General features: G+C 68.9%; 11 protein-coding genes. 3 read left to right on the top strand and 8 right to left on the bottom strand.

Annotation, left to right across the window (positions count from 1 at the left end):
- The first annotated feature begins 17 nt into the window (after positions 1-17).
- A complete protein-coding gene (locus tag JOD27_RS34110; RefSeq protein ID WP_204766439.1) occupies positions 18-755 on the top strand; it encodes a class I SAM-dependent methyltransferase in 738 nt (245 codons plus the stop codon).
- Here the strand turns inward: JOD27_RS34110 and JOD27_RS34105 are convergent.
- Genes JOD27_RS34105 through JOD27_RS34080 form a run of 6 tightly spaced genes read right to left on the bottom strand, consistent with a single transcriptional unit; the run spans position 752 to position 9,119 of the window.
- Positions 752-1,588, bottom strand: coding sequence for a LacI family DNA-binding transcriptional regulator (locus JOD27_RS34105; protein ID WP_204766438.1), 837 nt, complete (start codon positions 1,586-1,588; stop codon positions 752-754). The genes JOD27_RS34110 and JOD27_RS34105 overlap by 4 nt on opposite strands.
- Complete coding sequence (locus JOD27_RS34100) at positions 1,588-4,035, bottom strand: glycoside hydrolase family 2 protein (protein WP_204766437.1); 2,448 nt, start codon at positions 4,033-4,035, stop codon at positions 1,588-1,590. The genes JOD27_RS34105 and JOD27_RS34100 overlap by 1 nt, the downstream gene beginning before the upstream one ends.
- The gene (locus JOD27_RS34095; RefSeq protein WP_204766436.1) at positions 4,032-4,787 is read right to left on the bottom strand and encodes an ABC transporter ATP-binding protein; all 756 of its coding nucleotides are present in this window, start codon (positions 4,785-4,787) and stop codon (positions 4,032-4,034) included. The genes JOD27_RS34100 and JOD27_RS34095 overlap by 4 nt, the downstream gene beginning before the upstream one ends.
- Complete coding sequence (locus JOD27_RS34090; RefSeq protein ID WP_204766435.1) at positions 4,784-6,463, bottom strand: dipeptide/oligopeptide/nickel ABC transporter permease/ATP-binding protein; 1,680 nt, start codon at positions 6,461-6,463, stop codon at positions 4,784-4,786. Before JOD27_RS34090 ends, JOD27_RS34095 begins: the two co-directional genes overlap by 4 nt.
- Positions 6,460-7,458 (bottom strand): ABC transporter permease, encoded by a 999-nt coding sequence (locus tag JOD27_RS34085; protein ID WP_204766434.1) that lies wholly within the window; start codon positions 7,456-7,458, stop codon positions 6,460-6,462. Before JOD27_RS34085 ends, JOD27_RS34090 begins: the two co-directional genes overlap by 4 nt.
- 2 nt (positions 7,459-7,460) lie before the next feature.
- Complete coding sequence (locus JOD27_RS34080) at positions 7,461-9,119, bottom strand: ABC transporter substrate-binding protein (protein WP_204766433.1); 1,659 nt, start codon at positions 9,117-9,119, stop codon at positions 7,461-7,463.
- 136 nt (positions 9,120-9,255) lie between these two features.
- On the opposite strand from JOD27_RS34080, the gene JOD27_RS34075 reads away from it, so the two are divergent.
- Positions 9,256-10,470 carry an ROK family protein gene (locus JOD27_RS34075; protein ID WP_204766432.1) on the top strand — a complete coding sequence of 405 codons (1,215 nt, stop codon included), beginning with the start codon at positions 9,256-9,258 and terminating at the stop codon, positions 10,468-10,470.
- Between the two features lie 207 nt (positions 10,471-10,677).
- On the opposite strand, the gene JOD27_RS34070 is transcribed toward JOD27_RS34075, so the two are convergent.
- Entirely contained in the window at positions 10,678-10,845 is a 168-nt protein-coding gene (locus JOD27_RS34070) for a hypothetical protein (protein WP_204766431.1), read from the bottom strand.
- A 101-nt stretch (positions 10,846-10,946) separates the two neighbouring features.
- Between JOD27_RS34070 and yicI the strand changes: the two genes are divergently transcribed.
- A complete protein-coding gene (gene yicI, locus JOD27_RS34065; protein WP_204766430.1) occupies positions 10,947-13,172 on the top strand; it encodes an alpha-xylosidase in 2,226 nt (741 codons plus the stop codon).
- Here the strand turns inward: yicI and JOD27_RS34060 are convergent.
- The gene (locus JOD27_RS34060) at positions 13,160-13,996 is read right to left on the bottom strand and encodes an SGNH/GDSL hydrolase family protein (RefSeq protein ID WP_204766429.1); all 837 of its coding nucleotides are present in this window, start codon (positions 13,994-13,996) and stop codon (positions 13,160-13,162) included. The two genes, yicI and JOD27_RS34060, sit on opposite strands and share 13 nt — an antisense overlap.
- Positions 13,997-14,109: the final 113 nt, after the last annotated feature.

Raw genomic sequence — 14,109 nt, 5'->3', positions numbered from 1 at the left:
ACGGCATAGTGAACGTCGTGGGGAACCGGATCGCGTGGGAGACGGCGTCGCGGAAGTACGTCGACGAACATCAGGAACTGCTCGACGAGGCCAGGAACTCCTCGTCGCTGGTCGAGTGCGAACTCGCACTGCTGCGGCCGTTGCTGGCCTCGAACCCTGCGGTTGTGCACCTGCAGAGCGGGAACGGCCTGGACGACATCGCGTTGATCGCGGAAGGCGCCCGGTCCGTCGTCGGGGTCGACTTCAGCTCGGTGGCGGCCACGGCGGCCCAACGCAGGGCGACCGAGCTGGGCGTGAACTGCCGGTACGTGATCGCCGAGCTGCCGGGTGCTCCGCTGCGGGACGGCTGCACCGAGCTGGTCTACACCGGCAAGGGTGCGCTGATCTGGCTGCCGGACCTCGACGCCTGGGCCGCGGACGTCGCCCGACTGCTGAAGCCGGGCGGACACCTGTTCGTCCACGAGGCGCACCCGATGGTGCCGCTGTGGACGTGGGACACCGACGAACCGCGGATCCGGCCGGATCGCGGGTACTTCGAGCGGTCGCACGTCAACGACACGTTCCCCGCCAACGGTGCGGTGGAGTGGCAGGCGACGCTGGCCGAGATCGTCACGGCGGTGCTCGGCGCAGGGCTGGAGCTGCGGCACCTGGCCGAGCACCCGGAACCGTTCTGGCGCTGGGGTGATCTCGACGCGGCGGCGTGGCGGGGCCGGTTGCCGAACACGTTCACGTTGCTGGCCCGCAAACCGTCCTAAGGGGACGGTGCAGTGGTGCCGCGCGGGACGTAGTGCGCGGTGGGGGACCAGCGCGGCGTGACGGGCACGCCGTCGATGCGTTCGAGCACCGACTCCGCCACCGCCACGCCGAACTGGTGCACGTCGACGCTCATCGTCGTCAGCGCCGGGGAGGCGAGGCGGCACAACGTCGAGTCGTCCCACGCCACCAGGCTGAGCTGCGCGGGCACCGCGACACCCAGCGACGCGGCCGCGGCCAGGCCCGCCACGGCCATCACGTCGTTGTCGTAGAGGATCGCGGTCGGTGGTTCGGGCAGACTCAGCAACGCCGTGGTGAGCTTGGCTCCCGCCTCCTCCGAGTAGTCGCCCTCGACGATCACCGGCTCGACACCGGCCTGTGCGCAACCGGAGAGCAACGCCGCCGTGCGCGCCCGTGTGTGCTGCAACGCCGAGGGCCCGGTGACCCTGGCGATCCGCCGGTGACCCAGCTCGAGCAGGTGGCCGAGGGCCTCGGCGACCGGTCCGGCGTGGTCGGTCCGCACCGCGGGCAGGTCCGGGTCATCGCCGACCACGACGGCCGGCAGTCCCAGTTCGCGCAGCACGGCTGGACGCGGGTCGTCCACGACGGGATTCACGACCACCGTCGCGTCGACGAGACCGCGGGCCGCCCACCGCCGGTACGCGGCGATCTCGGCTTCGTGATCCGACACGACGTGCAGCAGCACGGAGAGGTCGCGTTCGGCCAGCCGTTCCTCGATGCCCGCGATGAACTCCATGAAGAACGGCTCGACGCCCAGCAGCCGCGCGGGCCTGGCCAGCACGAGCCCGACCGCGCCGGTCGGCGAGACCTCCACTACGGCACCACGCCGAGGTCGTTGGCACAGCGCAGAACCAGCGGATCCGTGAAGGCCGCGGGATCGACGACGGCGTCCGTGCGGATGCCGAACACGCGGACCTCTCCGGCGAGCATCGGCACGAGCATGTCGTCCACGACGGCGTCGGGCGCGATCCGGTCGGCCAGGATCGCCACGTCCTGCGCGAACGCCTTGGCGGACACCTCGACCTCATAGCCGCCGGGCACTGCTTCCGCCTGGGCCACCAGGGGAGCCGGGTGGTACGCGAGCTCCGTGTCCGGCCGGAACACGTGGATCGTGCGCGCGTCCGCGGTGGTCGCCACCATCACCTCCGCGTCGTCGTGCACTGGCTGCAGCAGCGGTTCGTCCAGGTCGAGCGCGACGGCCGACCGGGGCGGCACCGTCCGGCGCAGTCTAGTCAGGTGCAGCGTGACGCCGCGGAACGTCTGCCGGTCCAGGGTGATGTGCGCGTCCCACGGCTCGTCGTGGTCGTTCACGGCGATCAGCACGAGGCGGCCGTCGCGCGGCTGGAAGGTCAGGATCCGCGGCGCGAACGCGTGCCGCAGCCCGTACCACAGTGGCTTGCGGCGTTCCTCGCTGTCGATCGCCGCCCACGACGTGACGGGCCAGCAGTCGTTGAGCTGCCAGACGACGGCGCCCGCCGTGCGCGGCCACCACGAGCGGTAGTGCTCGATGCCGAAGCTCACCGCGCGGGCCTGGTTGAGCTGCGTCGCCCAGTGCCAGTCCGGGAACCCCTGCGGCACCGGCAGGTGCGCCGCGAGGCCGCGGTCGAGTTTTCCGTTGCCGTCCTCGGCTTTCTGGTGCGTGAGGAAGCTCGGTGACGTCGGTGTCAGCGGGTGGTCGTGGATCCACCGGGTCAGCGTGGCCCACGTCGGCGGCCCCTGGAACCCGAACTCCGAGCAGAACCGCGGCACGTGGTCGCGGTAGTGCGTGTAGTCGATTTCGTTCCAGACCTGCCAGTCGTGCCGCGTGCCGTGGTCTTCGTCGTTGGGGTGCAGGCCTTCCACCGGGCTGTACGGGCTGCTGGGGCAGTAGAACCGGGTCGGGTCGAGCTCGGCCACGATCCTCGGCAGCAGCTCGGTGTAGTAGCCGAGGCCCCAGGTCCTGCCGTCGAGCTGCCACGGCCAGCCCCAGTCGGCGTAACCCCACAGGTTCTCGTTGCTGCCGTTCCACAACGCCAGCGAGGCGTGCGACATCAGCCGGGCGACGTTCTCCCGCGCCTCGGCCTCCACCTCGGTCCGCAGCGGTTCTTCCTCCGGATAGGCGGCACACGCGAACGGGAAGTCCTGCCACACCAGCACTCCGCGTTCGTCGCACACGTCGTAGAAGTCGTCGGACTCGTAGATCCCGCCGCCCCACACGCGCAGCAGGTTGACGTGCGCCTCGACGGCCTGGTCCACCCGCCGTGCCAGCCGGTCGCGGGTGATCCGGGTGAGGAAGTGGTCGTCGGGGATCCAGTTGGTGCCCTTGACGAAGACGGGTTCGTCGTTGACCACGACCGTGAACGGCGTGCCGATCTCGTCGGGTGTCGTGTCGACGGTGACCGTGCGGAACCCGATCCGCCTGGTCACACCGTCCACAGTGGCCGATGGCGAGCGGAGCTCGACTTCCAGGTCGTACAGCGGTTGCGCGCCGTACCCCGCAGGCCACCACAGCTCCACCTCTGGCACGTCGAGACGCGCGACGACGGTCTCCTGGCCCGCGGGAACGGCGACTGTGTGCTCGCACGACCCGACGGAGATCCGCAATGTCAGGTTCTCGCCTTCGGCCCACTCGACGTCGACGTGCACCTCGACGTGCCCCGTGCCGTCCGGGGACACCGTCACGACCGGGCGGACCTGGGCGAGCCTCGCGGTGTGCCAGCGCTCCATCCGGACCGGCCGCCAGATGCCCGCGGTCTGCAGGTCCGGCCCCCAGTCCCAGCCGAAGCTGCACGCCATCTTGCGGATCATGTTGAACGGGTGGGTGTTCACGTGCGCACGGCTGCCGAGCGCGGCCTCGGTCTTCTCGGCGTACGCGAGGGCGGACGAGAACGACACGGTGAGATCGTTGCCGCCGTCGACGAGGAACTGCCGGACGTCGAACCGGTAGCTCCGGTGCATGTTCGCGGTGTGGCCGAGCAGGTGGCCGTTGAGCTCGACGGCGGCGATCGTGTCCAGGCCGTCGAACACGAGATCCACCCGCTGGCCGGACGCGACCGCGGGAGCCGGGAACGTGGTGCCGTACCGCCAGTCCGCGCGGTGCATCCAGGTCAGCTCGGCCTCGGCCTGGTCGAGGAACGGGTCGGTGATCAGCCCGGACGCGAGCAGGTCGAGATGGGTGCTGCCGGGCACCGTCGCGGGCACGGTCCTGCCCAGGAGGTTGTCCGGCACCTCGGTCGTCGTCGCGGTCAGCTGCCAGCCGTCGTGCAGGTACTGCCGGATCAAGACTGTCCTCCCTGGCGGAAGCGGGCTTCTGGGTCGGGCGCGGCGGCGGCGAGCCGGCGGGTGTAGGGATCCTGCGGGCGCACGAGCACGTCGTCGCTCGACCCGCGTTCGACGATCCGGCCCCGGTGCATCACCAGGACCTCGTCCGAGAAGTGCCGTGCCGTGGCCAGGTCGTGCGTGATGTAGAGGACGGCGAGGTTCTCCTCGCGCTGCAGCCGGGCGAGGAGTTTCAGCACTCCCAGCCGGATCGAGACGTCCAGCATGGACACCGGCTCGTCCGCGATGATCACCTTGGCGCCCGGTGCGAGCGCGCGGGCGATCGCGACCCGTTGCCGTTGCCCGCCGGACAGCTCGTGCGGCCGTCTGCGGGCGAAGTCCGCTGTCAGGCTCACCTTCTCCAGCAGTCGCGGCACGTCCGAACGGGACCGCCCGTGCAGCCGCAACGGCCTGGCGAGGTGGTGTTCGACCGTGTGGAACGGGTTGAGCGACGCGAACGGGTCCTGGAAGATCATCTGTACGTGGTCGCGGTAGCCCCGCCGCGGCACCGGTTCGCCGTCAGGACCGGTCAGGACGATCTCGCCCGACGTGGGGCGGACCAGGCGGGCGATCATCCTCGCGATCGTCGACTTGCCCGACCCCGACTCGCCGACCAGCGCGACGGTCCGTCCGGGCGCGAGCGTGAACGAGACGTCGTCGACCGCGGTGATCTTGTGGAAGGTCTTGGTGAGGCCGCGAACCTCCAGCGTGGTCACGTGATCAGCGCTCCTGCCTCGCCGGTCAGGCTGGGGAACGAGGCCAGCAGCTGACGCGTGTACGGATGTCGCGGCCGCAGGTACATGTCCTCCGCGGTCGCGTACTCGACGACCTCGCCGTCGCGCATCACCGCGATCCGGTCGCTCAGCTCCAGCAGCAGCGGCAGGTCGTGGGTGATGAAGACGACCGCGAACCGCAGCTCGTCGCGCAGCCGCTTGATCTCGTTCAGGATCTCGCGCTGCACCAGGACGTCGAGCGCGGTGGTGGGCTCGTCCATGATCATCACCTGCGGGTCGAGCAGCAGCGCCATGGCGATCATGACCCGTTGCCGCATGCCGCCGGACAGCTCGTGCGGGTACGCGCCGAGCCGAGCGGGGTCGACGCCGACGAGCCGCAGCACCTCGGCGCACCTGACCTCACGGTCGGGCGTCGACATCCCCGGCCGGTGGGTGCGCAGCACGTCGTGCAGCTGCGCGCGGATCGGGGTGACCGGGTTCAGCGAGTTCATGGCGCCCTGGAACACCATCGAGAGCCGGACCCAGCGGAACTCCCTGAGCTCGTCCGGTTCCAGCGCCAGGACGTCGAAGTCCTCGAACGTCACGGATCCGGACGTGACCTCGGCCGGTGGCCGGTGCAGGCGGTTGATCGCGTAGGCCAGCGTGGTCTTGCCGCAGCCGGACTCGCCTGCCAGGCCGAGGATCTCGCCCCGGCGCAGGGTCAGCGACACGTCCTTGACGGCGTGCACCGGCGTCTCGGCCTGGTACACGACGTTGAGGTTCCTGACCGTGAGAACGGCGTCCGGGTCGACGGGGACGACCTCGGCCTCGACTGCCACCACGTCCCGCTTGCGCCGCGCCCGGTCGCGCAACCTCGGGTTGATGATCTCGTCGATGCTGAAGTTGATGAGCGCCAGCGCACCGCCGAGCAACGCGATGACGAGCCCTGGCGGCACGAACCACCACCACGCCTCCCGTTGCAGCGCGAAGCCGTTCTGGGCGTAGTAGAGCATCGTGCCAAGCGTCGACGCGTTGGCGGCGCCGAGCCCGAGGAACGACAGCCCCGCCTCGCTGAGGATCGCGAGCACCACGGCGAACACGAACTGGGAGGCGAGGATCGGCAGCAGGTTCGGCAGGATCTCCACGCAGATCACCCGCCACGTCTTCTCACCCGACACCCGCGCCGCGGCCACGTAGTCCCTGGTGCGCAACGACAACGTCTGCGCCCGCAGCACGCGCGCAGCCGCCGCCCACCCGGTGATGGCGAGCACCAGCGCGATCGTCCACGTGCCGCGCCGGTCGGCAGGGACGAACCCGGCCACCACGATGACCAGCGGCAGACCGGGGATCACCAGCATCACGTTGGAGAACAACGAGAAGACCTCGTCGACCACACCGCCCGCGTAGGCGCCGACGATGCCGAAGATCCCGGACAGCACGGTCGCCATGACACCGACGAGCACGCCGACCCACAGCGAGCCGCGGGTGGCGCCGGCGAGCTGGGCGAGGACGTCCTGGCCGGTCAGCGTCGTGCCGAGAACGTGCTCAGCGCCCGGTGGCGTGAGGCCGATGTCCCTGATCGTGGCCGGGTCGCCGGTGAGCATGGGGCCGATCAGTCCGAAGAGGACGATCGCGGCCGCCAGCCCGAGACCGGTGGCCAGTTTCGGTGACCAGGTCATGACACGGTGCTCCTGTCCCTCGTGCGGGCGTCGATCAGCCCGTACAGCAGGTCGACGACCAGGTTGGCGCCGAGCACCGCGATGGTGATCACCAGGAAGATCCCCTGCATGAGCGCGTAGTCGTTGTTCTGCACGGCCTGCAGCAGCTTCGAGCCGATGCCGGGGTAGGAGAACACCTGCTCGGTGACGATCGACCCGGACACCACGAACCCGAGCGAGATGGCGAACCCGGCGACGGACGGCAGGACCGCGTTGCGGGCCGCGTACCGGACCATGATCCGGCTGTCGGTGAGGCCCTTGGCCCGCGCGGTCAGCACGTAGTCCTCCGACATGGCCGACACCATCATGTTGCGCATGCCCAGCAACCACCCGCCGATCGACGAGATGACGATCGTCAGCGCGGGCAACGTGCCGTGGTAGATCGCCGAGCCGATGAACTCGGGGCTCCAGCCGGGATCCAGCACCACGTCGTAGCCGCCGTTGAGCGGAAACCAGCCCAGCTGCGACGAGAGCAGCGCGACCAGGATCAGCGCCAGCCAGAAGTACGGCACGGCCGACAGCACGGTCGTCGCGGGCACCAGCGAGTCGAGCCAGGTGCCGCGCTTCCACCCGACGACCGCGCCGAGCCCGACCCCGAGCAGGAACGAGATCAACGTCGCGAGCCCCACCAGGACCACGGTCCACGGCAGCGCGTCGCCGATCACGTCCGACACCTTCGCCGGGAACGCGCTGACCGACACCCCGAGGTCACCGCGCAGCAGGTTGCCCAGGTAGGCCAAGTACTCCTCGGCGAACGACTCGCGCCCACCCCTGCCGAGCAACGTCTCGTAGGCCGTGCGCGCGGCGGGATCGACGGATCCGCCGCGCTGCTGGAGCTTGGCCATCAGGATGTCCACCGGGTTGCCCGGCAGCATCCGCGGGATGACGAAGTTCAGCGTCACCGCCGCCCACAGCGCCGTGAGGTAGAACGCGAGCTTGCGCAGGTAGTAGCCCATGGTCAGTTACCGGCGGGCTTGAGCTTCAGGTACACCTGCGAGGCGTCCGGCCGCTTCCACACCGCGGGGAACGCGTACAGGTCGTCCTTGCTCGGCCAGCCGGTGAACGCCTTGGCGTTGAACTCGGTCGGGATGCCGCCGGTCATCACGGGGATGTACGGCATGTACTTCTCCAGCTCGACCTGGATGGCGTCGTAGTGCGGCTGCCGCGCGGGGTTGCCCCGGTCGGTCTTCTTCAGCTCCACCAGCGCGTCGTCCACGACCGGGTTGCTGAAGCGGGAGAAGTTCGGGTTGGCCGCCTGGCCGACCGGCGCCGTCGTCGCGGTCGAGAAGAAGTAGCTGTAGGTGTAGTACGGGTCGGGCGCGGGGCCCTGTTCCACCGAGTCGATCAGCAGCTCGAACTGGCCGCGGCCGCGCGCGTCGGCCCACTCGTTCCACGACAGCTGCTGCGGCGTGATCTTGATGCCGATGGCCAGCAGCTGCTGGCTCAGCGTCTCCAGCGCGGTGATGTAGTCGGTCCAGCCGGCGACCACCTTCACCGTGAGCGTCAACGGCTTGCCGTCCTTGGCGTAGAGGCCGTCCTGGCCCTTGGCGTACCCGGCCGCGGTGAGGATCTGATCGGCCTTGGCGGTGTCCGGGTTCATCGGCGCCATGCGGTCGGTGAGCTTGCTCGACAGCAGCTGGGCGTCGCGCGGCTGCAACGTGAAACCGGGCGACATCTCGCTGTTGACGTTCTGGAACGCCAGCGAGTTGATCTGCGTGCGGTTCATGCCGTAGTAGATCGCCCTGCGCACGGCGGGATCGGTCTGCGCGCCCTGGCAGCCGAGCTGCGCGTTGGAGCACGTGAACAGCGCGACCTGGTTGAGCGGCAACGTGATCGCCTTGTACCCGGGATAGTTCTTCTCGATGTCCTTGATGTCCGGGATCGGGCCGGTCTGCCAGTCGACGGACCCGGCCTTCAGCGCGTCGACCCCGGCCTGGTTGCCGGACAGCGACAGGTAGCGGACCTGCTTGACCGCGGGCTCGCCGCCCCAGTACTTCGGGTTCGCCTTGAGCGTGAACGACTGCGCCTTGAAGTCGCCGAGCTGGAACGGGCCGGTGCCGACCGGGTTGGGGTTCACCTCGGTCGCCGGGGTGGCGTAGTTCTTCCAGATGTGCTCGGGCATGATCCAGAGCTGGCCCAGCACCTGCGGTCCGTCCATGTAGGACGGTTCGGGGAACTTGACCACCACGTGGGTGTCGTCGACGACGGTGGTCTCGCCCTTGAAGCCGGTCTTGTTGACGGCCGGGGTCTTGGAGACCATGTCCAGCGTGAACTTCACGTCCTTCGCGGTGAACTTCTCGCCGTCGGACCACGTGACGTTGTCCCGCAGGGTGACCGACAGCTCGGTGCCGTCCGCGTTCCACTTGAACTCGGTGCCGAGCATGGGCTTCGGCGGGGTGTCCTTCGCGATGTTGAAGAAGAACAACGGCTCGTAGATCGTGCCCGGCCCCTCGATCTGCGTGGGGGCGTAGGGGTTGAAGTTGAGCTGGAAGTCGCCTGCCTGCCCGGTGTAGACGACCAGCGTCTCCCTGGCCTTGCCGCTGCCGCCGGACCCCGAGCACGCCGCGGTGGCCGCGACGACCACCGCCAGACCGAGTGCGCAAATCTGCCTGAGCATCGTTGATCCTCCCCGCCGCTGGGTGGTTCGCGGCGAGGATTCTTCAGTTACTAAACAAAGAAAGTCAACGCCGCCGAATGGTTTACTGAGCACGACTTGTCGATGAGAAAAGTTCGTCGTTCGACGGAGGATTGCGGTGAGCGGACCGGCGCGGGTGACCCATGCCAGCACGAGGGCGGCCGTGCTGGACCTGATCCGTGCGGCGGGCATGATCAGCCGGGTCGGCCTGGTCAACGCCACCGGCCTGACCGGCGGGACGATCTCCACGGTCGTGCGCGGCCTGATCGACGAGGGCCTGGTCGCCGAGACCGGGCACGCCGAGTCGACCGGCGGCAAGCGTCGGGTCATGTTGCAGCTCAACCACTTCGCGCGCTACGCCGTCGGAGTGCACCTGGACGACGCGCGGATCACCTACGTGCTGACCAACCTCGGCGGCGCGGTCGTGGCCCGCATCTCGCGCGCCGGCTCCGGGCCGGACGAGCCCGCCGCCGTGGTCGGCAGAATGGCCGGCGAGGTGGACGCGCTGATCGACAGCGTCGGTGTCGAACGCGATCGAATCCTGGGCCTCGGTCTGGTCGCGGCACGTCCCCCGGCACTCGCCGAGTTCGGTGCGGCCTTGGAGCGTGCGACGGGCCTGCCGGTCGTGCTGGACAACGACGCGACGGCGGCGGCGATCGGCGAGCACTGGTCCGGTGGCGTCGGCGCCACGTCGACGTTCGCCGCGCTGTATATGGGAACCGGTCTCGGCGCGGGGGTGGTGCTCGGCGGCACGACGCATCGGGGTCCGAGCGGCCACGCCGGCGAGATCGGCCACACGTGCCTCGACCTCGACGGGCCGCAATGCCCTTGCGGGGCAAGGGGATGCCTGGAGGTGCTGGCCGGTCCCGGCGCGGTGGTGGCGCGGGCGCGGGCCGACCGGGCGCTGTCCCGCGCGGCCGGTCTCGTCGGCGGCCGGACCCGTGCCGCCGCACCGGTCGCGGCGGACTTCGCGGCCATCAGCCGGGCGGCGAGGCGGGGCAACGCGCGGGCACTCGCGTTGCTGGAGCGGTCCGCGCGGTACGTCGCCGTGGCGGCCCGTTCGTTGGCCAACGTGCTCGACCTCGAGGTCCTCGTGCTGACCGGCCCGAGCTTCGCCGTCGCGGGCTCGGTGTACCTGCCGGTGCTGCGCGCGGAGCTGGAGGGCGCGGTCATCGCCCATCCGGTCTCCGTGCGGCTGTCGCCGTCCGCCGCGTCGGCCTCGGCGATCGGTGCCGCGGCGATCGTGCTGCAGTCCGAGCTCGTGCCGCGGCAGCAGGCGCTGCGGCTGCCGGAGGACCTGGCGGCCGACGAGCCACCGGTCTTCGTCCGCTGAGCGTCACGGGCACACGTTCGACGTGCTGTTGTTCAGCTTGACGTTGCGGAACGTCGTGTTGGTGCCACAGGGGCTTTCGCGCACCTGCGCAACGTCGACAACCTCATCCTCGGCCAGATCGACATGCGGTTGTCCGGCGGCCTGGGCGTGCGCGTCGACAACCGCGGCAACACCAGCGTCCGCAGCAGAACGAGCGGGGTTGGGGATCTACGGGTTCGGCGGGTCTGCCCATCTGGCGGCGCAGGTGGCCATCGCCCGCGGGTACGAGGTGCGGTCGCCGCAGGCCAGGATGCGCGGCTCGGCGTGTGCCGGTGCCAGACCACCGAGGATCGTCGCGGCGACGACCGTGCCCGCCTTCAGCCTGGTCGAGAACATCGGAAATCTCCCTCGTCAACCCGGCACGTTGTCGCTAGCGTTCCTCACAGGAAAAGCAATCGAAGCGATTCGATTCGAATTCGAACGGTGAAAGCGGTCGAATGAAATTCACGAACGGGTACTGGCTCCTGCGCGACGGCGTGAAGGCGGCTCATCCGGTCGAGGTCTACGACATCACCCAGACAGCGGGGGAGCTGGTGGTCCACGCTCCGACCCGACCGATCCGCCATCGCGGCGACCTGTTGCAGGGCCCGGTGGCGACCGTCCGGTTCTCCTCGCCGATGCCCGACGTGATCAGGGTGCGGCTCACGCACTTCGAGGGCGAGCAGCGCAGGCAACCGGAGTTCCCGCTGACCGGCTCGGAACCGCACGTGCGCCTCGCGGACGATTCCCTCACGTCCGGCGACCTGCAGGTGAAGGTGAACCGCGACTGGAAGGTCGAATTCGCCGTCGGCGGCGACGTGCTGACGTCTAGCTCCGCCAAGGGCATGGGTTTCATGACGCTGGACGGCAAGCATTACGTCCGCGACCAGCTCACGCTCGGCGTCGGCGACGTGGTGTACGGGCTCGGCGAGCGCTTCGGACCGTTGGTGCGCAACGGCCAGACGGTGGACATCTGGAACGCCGACGGCGGCACGAGCAGCGAGCAGGCGTACAAGAACGTGCCGTTCTACCTGACGAATGCGGGTTACGGCGTATTCGTCAACCATCCGGGCCACGTGTCGTTCGAGGTTGCCTCGGAAAAGGTGTCCTGCGTCCAGTTCAGCGTCGAAGGGCAGTCGCTCGAGTACTTCGTGGTCTACGGGCCCAGCCCCAAGGAGATCCTGCGGAAGTACACGGCGCTGACCGGCAGACCGGCGATGCCGCCGGCGTGGTCGTTCGGCCTGTGGCTGTCCACGTCCTTCACGACGTCCTACGACGAGCAGACGGTGTCGGGCTTCATCGACGGCATGATCGAGCGCGATCTGCCGTTGAGCGTGTTCCACTTCGACTGCTTCTGGATGCGCGAGTACAACTGGTGCGACTTCGAGTGGGACCCGCGCACGTTCCCCGACCCGGTCGGCATGCTCGACCGGCTGAAGGCGCGGGACCTGCGGATCTCGGTCTGGATCAATCCGTATGTGGGCCAACGGTCTCCGTTGTTCGAAGAAGGCGTCGAGGGCGGCTATCTGCTGTGCCGACCGAACGGTGACGTGTGGCAGTGGGACCTCTGGCAGCCGGGCATGGCGCTGGTCGACTTCACCAACCCGGCGGCCCGCGAGTGGTACGCGTCCAAACTGGACGCTCTGCTCGACCAGGGTGTGGACTGCTTCAAGACCGACTTCGGCGAGCGCATCCCGACCGACGTCGTGTACTTCGACGGTTCCGATCCAGAGCGGATGCACAACTACTACGCTTACCTCTACAACAAGACCGTCTTCGACGTGCTGCGGAAACGACGTGGTGACGGCGAGGCGGTGGTGTTCGCTCGCGCGGCAACCGTGGGGTCGCAGCAGTTCCCGGTGCACTGGGGCGGCGACTGCGAGTCGACCTACGAGGCCATGGCGGAGAGCCTGCGCGGCGGCCTTTCCCTGGGACTGTCCGGTTTCGGGTTCTGGAGCCACGACATCGGCGGCTTCGAGGGCACGCCTGATCCGGCGTTGTTCAAGCGGTGGATCGCGTTCGGCCTGCTGTCGTCGCACAGCCGCCTGCACGGCAGCAGGTCCTACCGGGTGCCGTGGCTGTTCGACGAGGAGGCCGTCGACGTGCTGCGGGTGTTCGCGAAGTTGAAGGCCAGGTTGATGCCCTACCTGCACCACGCGGCACGGCAAGCGGCCACCGGGGGAACGCCGATGATGCGGGCGATGGCGCTGGAGTTCCCGCACGACCCGGCGTGCACGCACCTCGAACGCCAGTACATGCTCGGCGACAGCCTGCTCGTGGCACCGGTTTTCGCCGACAACGGCGAGGTGTCGTTCTACGTGCCGGAAGGGACCTGGACCGACTTCTTCACCGGCGCCGAGGTGCCGGGCGGCCGGTGGACAACGATGTCGTGCGATTTCCTCACCGTGCCGTTGCTGGTGCGGCCGAACACGGTTCTCCCGCTGGGCGCCGTCGACGACCGCCCGGACTACGACTACGCCGACGGCGTCACGTTGCTGATCCACCAGCTCGACGACGGCGCCTCGATCACCACTGAGGTCGCGGGTTCCACGTTCCACACGCGTCGAACCGGCAACCGGATCTGCGTCGAGGCCGAATCGCCGCCGTCGTCCTGGCAGGTCGGGCTGCCGGGCGCGGAGGCGGTTCCGGGTATCGGCAACACCGTGACAGTTCACTTGAGGTAGGTGGAAAGGGGAATCCGTTGGTCGCGCAACGCCTTCGCCACGACACCGGCGATCTGCCTGGCACCGGCCGCCTCGAAGTGCGTGTGGTCGTTGCAGAAGAACGCGCCGACCGGGCCCTTGGTGTAGTCACCGTCGTTGGGGCACAGCTTGAGCGTGTTGTAGAGCCCGTAGCTGAGCTTGTGCAGGTCGATGACGGCGACTCCGCTCGCCCTGCCCGCGTCGAACGTCTCGGTGAGGAAGCCGCGGGTGGCGACGGCCGTGCTGCCGCTGCACCTGATGGCGGAGACGGGGGTGAGGAAGATCGGGGTGGCGCCGCGGTCCTTGGCCGCCTTGGCCATCATCGTGAGGAGTTCCTTGTACCGGGCGCTGCCCACGTGCCTGGGGCAGTTGCGGTCGCCGTCGTTGATCCCGAACTGGATCATCAGGTAGTCGCCGGCCTTCATGCCGTTGGTGGCGTCCAGCATGTTCAGCCAGCGCTGGTGGAACGTCCTGGGGCTCACCACGCACTCACCGGCGGAGTCCATCGTGTTCTGCACGTTGGACTCGTACAGCCACGTCTGGATGCTCCGGCCGGCCACCGCGTCGTTCTGCACGACCACGTTGTCGTTGAACAGCGGGTCGAACTGGCTGCCCCAGCCGACCGGGCAGCTCGACCGCGGGTTGGCCATCGTCGAGTCGCCGGCGAGCCAGACCTTCACGCTCGCGGCGCTGGTGGACGCCGCGGTGGCGGCGGGAGCGCAGTCGGGCCGGTCCGCCGAAGCGGGACTGGCGGCGAGGAACGGCAGGACGGCGAGTGCTACGAGGGTCAGAACACGTTTCCGCACGATTGTCTCCAGACGGCAGGGGTTGTCTGATGTAGACGCAACAGAAAACGATCTTCCTTTCAGCATACTCGTTGCGGTTCAAGCGGGAAAGCGCTTTCCCGAGTATCGGTGCA

Origin of the sequence: Lentzea nigeriaca (assembly GCF_016907955.1) — a bacterium.
GTDB lineage: Bacteria > Actinomycetota > Actinomycetes > Mycobacteriales > Pseudonocardiaceae > Lentzea > Lentzea nigeriaca.
The sequence above is the reverse complement of the archived record's forward strand: the minus strand, read 5'-3'. Positions and strand labels throughout refer to the sequence as shown.